Below are 11,362 nucleotides of genomic sequence, written 5' to 3' on the forward strand. Positions count from 1 at the left end.
GTGGAAGGTCGAGCGTGTCCCTTGAGGTGAGCCAGCTGCGGGTGCGCCGTGGCTCCGATCTGGCTCTTGAGGGCGTCAACTTCGCGCTCGAGCCCGGCACCCTCACCGCCCTGGTGGGCCCTAACGGCGCCGGCAAAAGCACCTTGCTACAGGCCATCGAGGGCCAGCTGCCGATCGAGCGTGGTTCGATCCGGCTCGATGGGCAGGAGTTGACGCCGTCCCTGGCCCGACAGCAGTTGGCCCTGATGCCCCAGCGGGGGGAGATCGCCTGGAATTTTCCCATCACCGTGCGCGAGCTGGTGGCCCTCGGCCGGTTGGCGGCCCATCGCCCTGGCTGTTGTGATGTGGAGGCAGCCCTGCAGCGGGTGGGTTTGGCGGGCCTGGCTGGCCGGCGCCTCGATCAACTCTCAGGCGGCCAGCAGCAGCGGGCCCTGCTGGCCCGCACCCTGGTGCAGCCGGCCCGCCTGCTGCTGCTTGATGAGCCCTGCGCGGCCATCGATCCCCCCTCCCGCACCGAGCTGCTCAAGGTGATGGGCCAGCTGCGCGATGCCGGCCTCACCCTGCTGGTGAGCAGCCACGACTGGGGCAGCGACCTCGACGCCTATGACCGGGTGCTGGTGCTCGATCGCTGCCTGCTCGCCGAGGGCACACCGGCAGAGGTGCGCCACGCCCTTGGCGACCTGCGGGTGGGCAACCACTGCTGCGGTTGAGGAGCTGCGGTTAGTTGGCCTGGCGTTGCTGACAGCTCTGGCAGAGCCCGAAGAACTCCAACGTATGGAAGAGCAATTGGAAGCCCTCTGCCTGCGCCTGGTGGAGGTGCACCTTGGGCATCGGACAGCACTCCAGCACCACCGTGGTGCCGCAATCAATGCAGGTGAGGTGGTGTTCGTCCCGATCGGTGGGGGCGAAGAGGGCCTCCCCACTGGGCAGATGGCGGCAACGGATCAGGCCCCGCTGCTGTAGTTGGCGCAGGTGTCTGTACACCGTGGCCAGGCCCATCGGTTGGGCCCCCTGGCGCAGCAGGGCGTGTAGCTCTTGGCCGGAGAGTTCCCGGTCGGCTTGGCTCAACGCAGCCAGCAACAGCTGCTGGCGATCGCTTGGGGCGGCAACCTGGGTGGACATGGCCAATCCGGCTGGGGCGAGGTGGGTTGATCCTATGGAGAGTCTCTGGTGGCTGCTGCCCCTGCTGCTGGCCCTGGTGATCGGTGGGCTCTGTCCCCTGGCGGGCACCATGCTTTTGGTGCAGCGGCGGCTGTTTCTGGCCAATCTTGTCTCCCATGCGGTGTTGCCAGGCCTGGCGCTGGCAGTGGCCCTGCGGCTGGATCCCGGCCTGGGGGGAGTGATCACTGGGGTGGCTGGAGCCCTGCTGGCGGAGCGGCTCAGCCGGGGCGATCGCCCCGGGGAGGGGGGCGATGAGGCGGTGCTCAACACGGTGCTGGCCGGTTTTCTCGGCCTGGGGGTGCTGTTGATTCCCCTGCTTCACATCCGCGTGGATCTGGAGGCAGTGCTGTTTGGCGACCTGCTGGCCGCCGCGCCGGCTGACCTGTTGCGCAGCCTGCTGGCGCTGGCGGCGGTTCTGGCCTTGATCGCCCTTCGCTATTCCCATTACGTGTATCTGGGGGTGGATCCCCTCGGCGCCGCCGGGGCCGGCCTGCCGGTGCGGCGGCTGCGGCTGTTGCTCACCCTGGTGACGGCCTTCACGGTGGTGAGTGCCATGACGGCGGTGGGGGTGGTGCTGGTGATCGCCCTGATGGGGGCCCCGGCCCTGCTGGCCCTGGCAGGCGCGTCCAGCCTGCGCCAGGCCCTGGGGCGTTCGGCCCTGGTGGGGATGGCGATCAGCGGAGCTGGTTTTCTGTTGGCGATCCAGCCGGCGGTGAACTTGCCGCCCGGTCCCCTGATCGGCGTGCTCTGTATGGGTCTGCTGCCGTTGGCGGCCCTCGGCGCCGGCCGACCCTCAGCCCGCCGGTAGCCACAGGGCCAGGCGTACCGATTTGGCCTGGGGCTGGAGCCCCAGGCTGTGGCCATCGATCAGCACCGGCCTGGCACCATCGCGGTTGCGCAGGGTCAGCAGCAGCAGCTGGCGGGTGGGATCAAAGGCCATGGCGCTGCCGGGCTCCACCTCCCAGCCGGCGAGCGAGCGTTGACGCTGCAGCCGGCCGCGCCGATCCAGGGCCAACAACTGGGGCTGGGCACCCTGACGCCAGTCGCTGATCACCAGCCACACCCGCTCGCCGCCCCGGTCACAGGCGCTGGCCAGTACGGCCTCGCTGCCGATCCAGAGTTGCCGGGGCGGCTGGCCGGGTTCCACCAGCTCCAGGGAGCGCCGGTAATCGGGCCAGTGGCGCACCAGCAGGGCCCGGCCGCTCACCGGACAGAAGCTGCTCAGCTCGCGGCTGCCCGGCAGCACCTGGCTGCGCCCTGGTTCGCCGGGAAGGGAGTGCAGGGTCAGGCCCTCCAGCTCCGGCACCACCATGGTGCCTCCTTCCGGCAGCAGCTGAATCGGCCCGGAGGCGGCCTGGTCCAGGCGTCGCCGCTTGCCGCTTGAGCTGATCAGCAGGGTCTGGCCAGGCTCCAGGGCCGTGGTCGATGCCTGCACCAGCAGGTCGCCGCGGCGATTGCTGCTCAGGTGGGCAAACAGCAGGGGCTGATCACTGAGGGGGGTGAGCTTGCCCGTGATCGGGTTGCGCAGGCTGCTGGGTTCGCGCACCAAATTTTGTTGCTCCATTGGCAACAGCCAAAGCTTGTGAGCGCCCTTGCCATCGCCGCTGAGCAGGGCCACACCGGAGCCGTCACCGAGGGGCCGCACCTCGGCCAGCTGGGGCCAGACCGGGCCCAGGGCCTGCCAGCGCCCATCCCGTTGCTGCAGTTGTAGTTGCTCCCCTCCGGTCACCGGCACCACCGCCAGCAGCCGGGGCCGGGGGTCCCAGTGCCAGCGCTGGCGCTGGAGTGGCAGGCCGCGGCGGTCGATCCCCGCCAGCAGCAGCTGCAGCGGGCCACGGATGGTCTGCTGGGGTAGCAGCAGCAGGCGCAGGGGGTTCCCTTCCCCCAGCCAGGTGCCTTTCAGCTGGGGTGCCAGGGCACTGCCGCGCTCCAGGCTGGAGCGCTGCATCGGCCGGCTGAAGCGCAGATCCAGGGCCGCGGGGCCCGAGCTGGCCGTGGTGGACTTCAGCTCCAGCAGGCGGGGTGGCCGGCGCAGCAGCAGTTGTTGCTGAAGCAGGGCCAGGGCGATGCCCGCTGCCAGCACGAGGCCCACCGGGTTGGGGCCCAGCCTTTTCATGGCTCCAGCGGCCGCCTGGGCCGGGGAATGGCGGCGATTCGCTCCGCGACCACCACACTGCGGTTCTGGCCGTTGTGCTCCTCCACCGCCATGGTGCCCCGCACCGCCAGCCAGCGATCGGCCTTGGGCACCTGGCCCGGGGGCCAGCGCACCGGCAGGCCCACCGGCGTGGCATCAGCCAGACAGCAGCGCACCAGCAGGCGGGCCAACTGGGGCTGGTCGCCCTTCTGGGGCCAGACAAATCCGCTGATCCGCACCGGATCCCCCTCATAGAGACTGGGGTCTGGCTGGCTGCGCAGCAGTCGCACCCAGTCGGTGAGGCTGCGCTGGGCTGGAGGCAACAGAAAGTTAAGGGCCTCCTCCTGGCCCAGTTCGGTCGGCCGGTTGGTGGCGAGGTCGCTGAAGGAGGGGTTGGGCGGGATTGCCAGCACCAGCAGGGCGACTGCGGCGCCCAGACACCAGCCCCTGGGGGCGCCTGGCCGCCGGCCCTGCCCCCAGGCGCCTTTCAGCTGGGCGCCGGCCAGCACCAGCAACACCACACCGCTGAAGCCCACCAGGGGGTGGAACACCCCCCGCAACAGCAGATCTAGCCGCCCGCTGAGGCTGCTGCCCAGCAGCACGATCCCCCATAGGGCGAGGCAGAGAGCGGTCATCACAGCAGCAGCAAGTTGATCCATTGCCCCAGCACCAGGACGGCCACCGCTGCAGCGGCACTGGTGAGGGCGATTGCCTTGGGCCGGAGCAGCACGCGGAGCAGCCCGAGCAATTTCAGGTCAATCACCGGGCCAAGCACCAGAAAGGCAAACAGGGCCCCGGGGGTGATCTGGGCGGCGAATCCCAGGGCGAGAAAGGCATCCACGCTGGAGCACACCGAAACCACGACCGCCAGCAGCATCAAGCTGAGCACTGAGAGGGTGGGGGCTCCCCCCATCGCCAGTAGCCAGCTGCGGGGGAGCAGGGTCTGCACCGTGGCGGCGATCGCGCAGCCCAGCACCAGCAACACCGCCAGATCCAGAAACTCGCGGCTGCCGTGCTGCAGCACCTCCTGCAGGGGTGGCCGGGGCGTCTTGTCCGGTAGCTCCTTTGGCGTCGCGGGGCCGACCAGGCCCGTGCGACGCTCCAGCAGGCCCACCTCCGCCAGGGGCTGGTTGAGCCGCCGTTCCTCCAGCAGGGCCGGGTCGAGCAGAGCTGTTTCAGGCAGCAGGCGCAGCACGCTGGCCAGCAGCAGGGACAGCAGCAGGGCTCCGCCTGGGCGGGCCGCCAGCAGCCAGGCTTGGTTGGGGAAGGCGACCCAGGTGCTGGCCAGCACGATCGGGTTGAGTACCGGTGCGGCAAACAGAAAGCCCAGGGCTGTGCCCAGGGGGGCGCCACCAGCCAGTAGTCGCCGGGCCACCGGCACGTTGCCGCACTCGCAGGCGGGCAGGGCAAAACCCAGGGCCGCCCCGGTCAAGGGCCCCAGCACCGAGTGGCGGGGCAGCTTCTGCATCCACCGGCCCCCAGGGGCTAGCCAGCGGGCCAGGCTGGCGATTGCCACCCCGATCAGCAGAAAGGGCAGGGCTTCGACGAGCAGGCCCTGAAAAATGGCCCAGGCGGTGGCCAGGCGCTCCAAGGACCAAAGGCGAATGGCCCCATCATCCTGCTGCCCACCATTGAATCGCTGGAGGCCACCAAGAGCTCGTTGGTGATGCCCACGCTCCGAATTCATTCACCGGCATGGCTCTGTACATCCAGTTGTGAGGGCAAGGTGATGCTCTCCTGCTGGATTCCGGTGGAGCTGCGCCAACAGCTCGATCGCGCCTGGGCCGAACAGGGGCTCAGGCCCCATGGCCGCACTCAGCAGGGGATGGAGCAAACGGTCAGGGCCTACCTGACCCATCACCAATCAGCCTGAGTCCAGCCTGAGGCGCTTGGGCGGCGAGCGCTGTCCTGAGATGCTCATCAAACTCTCCACTAACGCACGCTTACAGAAAGGTTGAGGCACTATTGCTGCACCTTGTGGCACTCGGCTGCCTGGCAGCGGCGTTTTGTTGATTCGATGCCGTTGTTCGGGTGAGGTCGGGCCTCAAGTTGCCCCGATTGATTTGTTGCATGCCGCTGCTCCGTTTAGTCTTATCGCCACTCCTTTTGGCCGCCACGCCTTTCCAGTCTTTGGTCGCCCCTGCACCTGCAACCGCGGGTGAACTGGCTTCCCTCAATAGTCGTTAGACCATCAACGACTACATGCAGCAGCAGGAGATCGACGAGCTCAAGGCCTGGCGCTCCCGCAATCAGGTGACCAGCGTCAACCAGTTCTCCGACCTGCGCCCCAGCGACTGGGCCTATCAGGCCCTCACCAACTTGGTGGAGAAATACGGCTGCGTGGCGGGCTATCCCGACGGTACCCACAAGGGCGGCCAGGCCATGACCCGCTTCGAGGCCGCCGCCCTACTCAACGCCTGCCTCGATAGAGTCACCGAGGTGACCGACGAGCTGCAAAGGCTGATGGATGAGTTCAAAAAAGAACTCGCCGTGCTCAAGGGCCGCGTAGATGGTCTCGAGGCCAAGGTGGGCACATTGGAGGCCCAGCAGTTCTCCACTACCACCAAGCTTTCTGGCCTGGCGACGTTTGTTGTGGGGGGCATTGCCTATTCAGGCAGCGGTAAAAATAATATTCGGGATTATCGGGGCCAGCCAGTCGCGCTCCCTGAAAATGTAACTTTTAATTATGATCTACAGCTCACTTTCGATACTAGCTTTACGGGCAAGGATCTGCTGCGCACAAATCTTCGTGCCGGCAACTTTGGCACTAGCGTCTTCGGCGGAGAGCCCCATGCTCTCGGAAATTCCGCAGAGCTAGAAATTGCTTTTGAAGAAGATACGGGCCCCAATATTGTTGGCATTGACAAGCTCTTCTACCAATTCCCCATCGGCAATCAATTCACTGCCACGGTGGGGGCCCGTGTCGGCCAAGAAGACATGTTGGCGCTCTGGCCCAGCGTCTATCCTGCTGACACGGTCCTAAACATCTTTACAGTTAACGGTGCACCAGCTGCCTATAGCAAAAATCTTGGCGCCGGTGCTGGCCTGTGGTGGCAAAATAATGGCTGGAGTGTGAGTGCAAACTATGTTTCAGCCCTTGGATCGGATTCGACAAAAGGGCTCTTCACGACTGAGTCTGGTGCCACCGCAAGTGTGCAGATCGGTTATCAACAGGAGCAGTGGGGCCTGGCTGCGATTTGGTCCTATGTGCAACCACTCACCCAGTTTGTCCCAGGCACTACTCCACTTGTGCATAGCTCCATCGACCATGGAGAAGCAGTTGGTGCTGAAACCAATGCGTTCGGTATAAGTGCCTTTTGGCAGCCACTAGAAAGTGGCTGGATGCCTTCTGTGAGTCTGGGCTGGGGTATCAACAGCACAAGCTATGGCGTTTCTACGACAGGGAGACCCAATGTCAGCCAATCCTGGATGGTGGGATTGCAGTGGACCGATGTATTCGGTCAGGGTAATGACTTTGGCTTTGCAGTCGGACAGGCTGTCTTTGCCACATCGCTGACTGGCGGAGTCAGCCCAGCTGACAGCAACTATGTGTGGGAATGGTGGTACAAGTTCCAGGTTACAGATAATATCAGTATTACGCCCGCCCTGTTTTATTTAAGTCGTCCATTGGGGCAAAGAACTCCCGAAGGACAAGGCTTCAGTTCCCTTGGGGCTCTGGTTAAAACGACATTTAAATTCTAGTTGTAAGACTAAAAGCCCCGGCAATAAGTTGTCGGGATTCTTGCTCTTTCGCTGAAGTCAGGTTTGGCCTGAATTCATGTTTGTTTGGACTGGCTTAGTGATGGTGCTGGTTGGCTGGGCTCCCCTCGGATGCGCCGAATCCCCAGGTTTCCCATGGCCAGGCCTTGGGGGTTTGCGATAGGAGCCTGATCCGCCGCCGCCGCAGGCTAGTAGCTCAGAAGTATTGGCGACGAAATGGCTGGTTTCGTTTAAATAATTTATTGATGCTGTTGCCGTTGTGGGAGAAAATGTTGATATGGTAAGTGGGCTAGAGCTGATAAGGAAGAGGCTAAGAATTAGACCCATGGCTTTGTGTTGAGGTGGAGCAAGGCCCAGCGTTGGGATCCGCTGCAGTTGAAATGCAGCTCGCGGCTTTCTCCGCTTCCGCCAGTGTGGCTTAGGCCGCCGGGTGTTATCGCGGCCAGATTGAGGGAGCGCTTCAACATGGGCGCTAATCGACAGATGGAGCCTAAGCTAATGCTAACACAAATCTCCAGTTAGAGGTGGTTGCTGGAGGGATATGCGCCTGTCGTTCAAGGCTCTGGATAAAATCTCAAGATGTCTAGCTGATGGAGGGTTTATTGATGGTGCGCCGGCCCGATGACGCTGCCCGCCAAGCTCCGGGGCTTCGCATTGGTGAAGTGGCCAGGCGATCCGGCTTGTCGGTGAAAACTATTCGCTTTTATTGTGATCAGGGTTTGCTGAACACGGCCCGATCTGAAGGTGGCTATCGAGTGTTCAGTGGTGAGAGTCTGGTGGAATTGGAGATTATCCGGGCCCTTCGCTCGATGGATGTGCCGATCGCGGAGCTGGCGCGGATCCTGGAGGTGCGCCGTGCGGGTGTCTGTAATTGTTTGGTGTTAAAAGACAGCATCGCTGCCAAGATGACCTCCATCGATGCACGCCTCGAGGAGCTCCAGGCGATGAAAGCTGAGTTGGCGCGTTTGCTCGCCAGCTGGCAGGAGTGCGGGGGCGTCAAGCCTGACCCATCTGCTCGGGGTTGATCAGCCCCTGAACCACTCAGGTAGCTCCTCGTAGCAGGCGGCATTTTTCATATTTTCGCGGGCTTCGGTTTTCCAGCAGCAACTGCGTCCGCCATCGCGCTCATGCAGCAACGCGTTGGCCCAGCCCCAAACGAGTTTTGCGCTCGCTTCCATGCCGACGTTATGCATGACCCGTAGATCCAGGGCGCCCTGGGCGTGGAGATCCCGCCAGGTGGCGAGTTGCGGATCGTCCGCATTGACCAGGAAGGTGTGGTCAAATTGCTCCGCCAGTTGAGCCTCCAGGGAGCTCAGGCTGGAGAAGTCGACCACAAATCCGTTCTCGTCAAGGCTCCCGGCCCTGAACCAGAAACTGAAGCTGCGGCTGTAGCCATGCACGAAGCGGCAGTGGCCGCTATGGCGCCATTGGCGATGGCAGCAGGGGTAGCCGCTGAAGGTCTTCGAACAGGTGAAGGCGGCGGTCATCCCCTTGGTTGGCGGATTGTGCGGGAAGATTCAGGGCAGAGATGGATCAGCAGCCCTTGCAGCAATCATTTCAGCCCCTGGATCCTGGCTTTTGTGGCTCTCTAGCCGCCACGCTCCACTTTAATGAGAAAGGCCTGATTCCTGCCGTTGCCCAGGACTGGCTCGATGGCGCCGTGTTGATGGTGGCCTGGATGAACCGTGAGGCGATCGAGCGCACCCTCGCCAGCGGCGAGGTGCACTACTGGAGCCGCTCTCGCCAGGAGCTGTGGCACAAGGGGGCCACCAGCGGCCACACCCAGGTCTTGAAGGGCCTGCGTTACGACTGTGACGCCGACGTGCTGCTGCTCACGATTGAGCAGAGCGGCGATCGGGCCTGCCACACCGGCGCCCGCAGCTGCTTCTTTGACGAGGGCCCCACCCCCAGTGGTGGGGGCCCGGGGGCCGCCCAGCCCCCAGCCGACGCTTGCACCGAGCTGATGCGGGTGATTGAGGGCAGGCGCGACCGGCCCGAGCCCGGCAGCTACACCAACAAGCTGCTGGAGGGTGGTGATAACCGCATCCTCAAAAAGATCGGTGAGGAAACTGCCGAATTCGTGATGGCCTGCAAGGACGCCAACGCCAACGAGATCGCTGGCGAGGCAGCCGATATGGTCTTCCACCTGCAGGTGGCCCTGGCCCACCACGGCGTCAGTTGGCGCCAGGTGCAGCAGGTGCTGGCCGCCCGCCGCGGCGCTCCCCGGCGGGACTGAGGGCCGCCTCAGCCTGTGCTGAGCATGGCCGCAGCAATCCAGATCACTAGGCCGGTGAGCACGAAGCCTCCAGTTGCCACGGTGTATTGCCATATGGCTTGGACCCTTGGTGTGGGCTGGCCTTCCAGCCAGGCTGGGCGGGCCCAGCCGCCGCCGTCTGTCCAGGGGTTTGATCCTCCAGCGGGTGCGCGCCTGGCCATCGCCTCACGCCAGTAGGAGGCGTATCGGGGGGCTTGCTGGTTGAAGGGCATGGTGCCTACGGCCTGGCCGGGAAGTACCCGCGAGCGCTGAAAAGGCACCAGGTTGTCGCCGAAGTTGTCGCGGTATTCGTCGGAATTCAGTAGCGCGTCAACAAACTTGGGCAGCCCCTGCTCGGCGATCACGATCGACCAGGCGATCTGTTCAGCTTGGCCATGTACCGGCCGACCGAGCACGCGCCCAACGACCTGTTCCACTACCCGGTAATTGCTGTTACAGCGGTAGAAATCCCGCGTGAATTTATCCGAGAGCAGTAGGGCACGAATGAAATCGCGGGTGCTGATTTGGCCTGAACGCAGCTGCGATTCCAGCACCGCATCCCGATCAACCTTGAAGGCGTGGAAGTAAATCTGCCGATAAGCTTGCTCGATCAGCCCATCGGTGGCGGCGCGGTCCCTTGATAGGCAGGCCGTGTCACTTTGCCTTGAGGTTTCCTCACCGCTGGCCAGGAAGCTGGACACTCGGGCGCTGTTGGTCAGTGGTTTGGTGGCCAGAACGGGGAGGGGCATTGGCTAGCGATGGGGAGATCTGGGGACTGGGAAACGTATGCGAACTGGGAAACGTATGCGAACTGGCCGCCGGTTGGGCGGGAGGGCTCCCTGAACGACAAACAACGTTATGGGCCACAAGGGGCCTGGCCTGGATCGGCAGTGCCTTCCTTGCCCCCTAACCCAGGCTGCTGCTGAAGCCACAGAAAGGTGGCCCGATCCCGGCCCGTGAGGGCCAGGATCGGCGTCGGCCCCGGCACCGCCGCCATGGCGTCGTGGGGCTGGTCGCTGTGGCCCCAGAGGCCAAAGGCATGGCCCAGCTCGTGGAGGGCTGTGGCCTGGATTGCCTCAGCCCGCTGGCCAGGGCTGATGCTCACCCGCACCCGGGGCTCCAGCAGGGTTTCGCCGCCCCGTTGTACGGAAGCCAGTGCCAGTTCGGCGCGGCCATGGCTGGCCCGGCCCCGCTGCAGGGGTGGTCGGCGCCGCAGCAGCTTCACCTGGGCCTGTTCAGGGCTCCCAGCCCGGCTGATGGCCACCAGTTCCGCCCAGCTGGCCAGGGCGCCTTCCACGGCTTTGAGCCAGGCCTGATCCCAGCGGGCTGCGGGGCCGGTTGCGGCAACGGGCTCGATCCAGACGCACCACTGGCGCCGCCGCGGCCAGCCATGGGGGGTGGGCTCGAGCCGGTGGCGATAGTCACCAGCGGCTTCCTTGCCTTGCTCGGCTGCCGCAGGTGCTGGCAGCAGCCAAAGGCTGGCCACCAAGAAAATGGCGCCCCAGATCCGAACCACTCCCCCCTCAGCTGGCCGGAAGTCCCACACCGCGGGCCATCAGGGTGGCCAGCAGGGGCACTAGGGCAAAGCCCACCAGCTCGATGTTGAGGATCCAGGCCAGACGGCCCGCCAGGGCTTCGCTCACCTGGGGCAGTTCACCCTTGCGCAGCGGAATGGCCCAGAGGATGTAGGTGACAGTGGGGTACAACGACAGGCCGCCCACCCCGAGATAGATACCTACTTTCCACCAGAAGAGTGGATTCTCCGTATAAAAATCGCTGCCCTGACCGAAGTAGAGCACCCGTAAAATCCCGCTCACCAACAGGGCCAGGGCGGCCAGGCCGTACACCACATCGGTGATCACCATCAAGGTGGCATCGGCCTTGCTGGGATTCGCCTTGATCAGCCGCCGCTCCAGCACCAGGGCCCCGAAGCAGAGCATGAAGCTGAGGTAGTGCACGTAGGCCACCCCGGCCCTGGAAAGCACCTCAGGGGGAATGGCGGCTAGGCCAGACATGCTGGATCGGGCAACGGCCCCCAACGCTAACTAACCGTGTTGGCTAACCAACCGTGTTAAGGGAGGCTGGCAAGTTGG

Annotated in this window: 14 protein-coding genes; 6 read left to right on the top strand and 8 right to left on the bottom strand. The window is 64.4% G+C overall.

Annotation, left to right across the window (positions count from 1 at the left end; translation table 11 throughout):
* Positions 1-14 precede the first annotated feature (14 nt).
* A complete protein-coding gene (locus KBZ15_RS09500) occupies positions 15-710 on the top strand; it encodes a metal ABC transporter ATP-binding protein (RefSeq protein WP_255014975.1) in 696 nt (231 codons plus the stop codon).
* Between the two features lie 10 nt (positions 711-720).
* Here KBZ15_RS09500 and KBZ15_RS09505 read toward each other — a convergent pair whose 3' ends face one another.
* Positions 721-1,122 (bottom strand): Fur family transcriptional regulator, encoded by a 402-nt coding sequence (locus KBZ15_RS09505; protein WP_255014949.1) that lies wholly within the window; start codon positions 1,120-1,122, stop codon positions 721-723.
* A gap of 34 nt (positions 1,123-1,156) precedes the next feature.
* Here KBZ15_RS09505 and KBZ15_RS09510 point away from each other — a divergent pair, with 34 nt between their 5' ends.
* Complete coding sequence (locus KBZ15_RS09510) at positions 1,157-1,969, top strand: metal ABC transporter permease (protein ID WP_255014954.1); 813 nt, start codon at positions 1,157-1,159, stop codon at positions 1,967-1,969.
* Here the strand turns inward: KBZ15_RS09510 and KBZ15_RS09515 are convergent.
* Genes KBZ15_RS09515 through KBZ15_RS09525 form a run of 3 tightly spaced genes read right to left on the bottom strand, consistent with a single transcriptional unit; the run spans position 1,955 to position 4,886 of the window.
* Entirely contained in the window at positions 1,955-3,277 is a 1,323-nt protein-coding gene (locus tag KBZ15_RS09515; RefSeq protein WP_255014956.1) for a hypothetical protein, read from the bottom strand. The two genes, KBZ15_RS09510 and KBZ15_RS09515, sit on opposite strands and share 15 nt — an antisense overlap.
* Positions 3,274-3,930 (bottom strand): TIGR03943 family putative permease subunit, encoded by a 657-nt coding sequence (locus KBZ15_RS09520; protein ID WP_255014958.1) that lies wholly within the window; start codon positions 3,928-3,930, stop codon positions 3,274-3,276. The genes KBZ15_RS09515 and KBZ15_RS09520 overlap by 4 nt, the downstream gene beginning before the upstream one ends.
* Positions 3,930-4,886 carry a permease gene (locus KBZ15_RS09525; protein ID WP_255014960.1) on the bottom strand — a complete coding sequence of 319 codons (957 nt, stop codon included), beginning with the start codon at positions 4,884-4,886 and terminating at the stop codon, positions 3,930-3,932. The genes KBZ15_RS09520 and KBZ15_RS09525 overlap by 1 nt, the downstream gene beginning before the upstream one ends.
* A gap of 75 nt (positions 4,887-4,961) precedes the next feature.
* Between KBZ15_RS09525 and KBZ15_RS09530 the strand changes: the two genes are divergently transcribed.
* From KBZ15_RS09530 to KBZ15_RS09540, 3 genes are all read left to right on the top strand, one after another.
* Positions 4,962-5,168 (top strand): hypothetical protein, encoded by a 207-nt coding sequence (locus KBZ15_RS09530; RefSeq protein WP_255014961.1) that lies wholly within the window; start codon positions 4,962-4,964, stop codon positions 5,166-5,168.
* Between the two features lie 329 nt (positions 5,169-5,497).
* Complete coding sequence (locus KBZ15_RS09535; RefSeq protein WP_255014964.1) at positions 5,498-6,997, top strand: iron uptake porin; 1,500 nt, start codon at positions 5,498-5,500, stop codon at positions 6,995-6,997.
* 608 nt (positions 6,998-7,605) lie between these two features.
* Complete coding sequence (locus tag KBZ15_RS09540; RefSeq protein WP_255014965.1) at positions 7,606-8,040, top strand: MerR family transcriptional regulator; 435 nt, start codon at positions 7,606-7,608, stop codon at positions 8,038-8,040.
* On the opposite strand, the gene KBZ15_RS09545 is transcribed toward KBZ15_RS09540, so the two are convergent.
* Positions 8,041-8,502 carry a 6-carboxytetrahydropterin synthase gene (locus tag KBZ15_RS09545; protein WP_255014967.1) on the bottom strand — a complete coding sequence of 154 codons (462 nt, stop codon included), beginning with the start codon at positions 8,500-8,502 and terminating at the stop codon, positions 8,041-8,043.
* Positions 8,503-8,543: 41 nt separating this feature from the next.
* Between KBZ15_RS09545 and hisIE the strand changes: the two genes are divergently transcribed.
* Entirely contained in the window at positions 8,544-9,251 is a 708-nt protein-coding gene (gene hisIE / locus KBZ15_RS09550) for a bifunctional phosphoribosyl-AMP cyclohydrolase/phosphoribosyl-ATP diphosphatase HisIE (RefSeq protein WP_255014969.1), read from the top strand.
* Between the two features lie 8 nt (positions 9,252-9,259).
* Here the strand turns inward: hisIE and KBZ15_RS09555 are convergent, their stop codons facing one another.
* The 3 genes from KBZ15_RS09555 to KBZ15_RS09565 form a co-directional block, all read right to left on the bottom strand.
* Positions 9,260-10,018 (bottom strand): phycobilisome rod-core linker polypeptide, encoded by a 759-nt coding sequence (locus KBZ15_RS09555; RefSeq protein WP_255014971.1) that lies wholly within the window; start codon positions 10,016-10,018, stop codon positions 9,260-9,262.
* 107 nt (positions 10,019-10,125) lie between these two features.
* Positions 10,126-10,785 (bottom strand): peptidase, encoded by a 660-nt coding sequence (locus tag KBZ15_RS09560; protein WP_255014973.1) that lies wholly within the window; start codon positions 10,783-10,785, stop codon positions 10,126-10,128.
* Between the two features lie 7 nt (positions 10,786-10,792).
* Positions 10,793-11,284, bottom strand: coding sequence for a DUF2214 family protein (locus tag KBZ15_RS09565; protein ID WP_255014974.1), 492 nt, complete (start codon positions 11,282-11,284; stop codon positions 10,793-10,795).
* Positions 11,285-11,362 lie beyond the last annotated feature (78 nt).

Source organism: Cyanobium sp. BA20m-p-22, assembly GCF_024346275.1.
Classification (GTDB): Bacteria; Cyanobacteriota; Cyanobacteriia; order PCC-6307; family Cyanobiaceae; genus Cyanobium_A.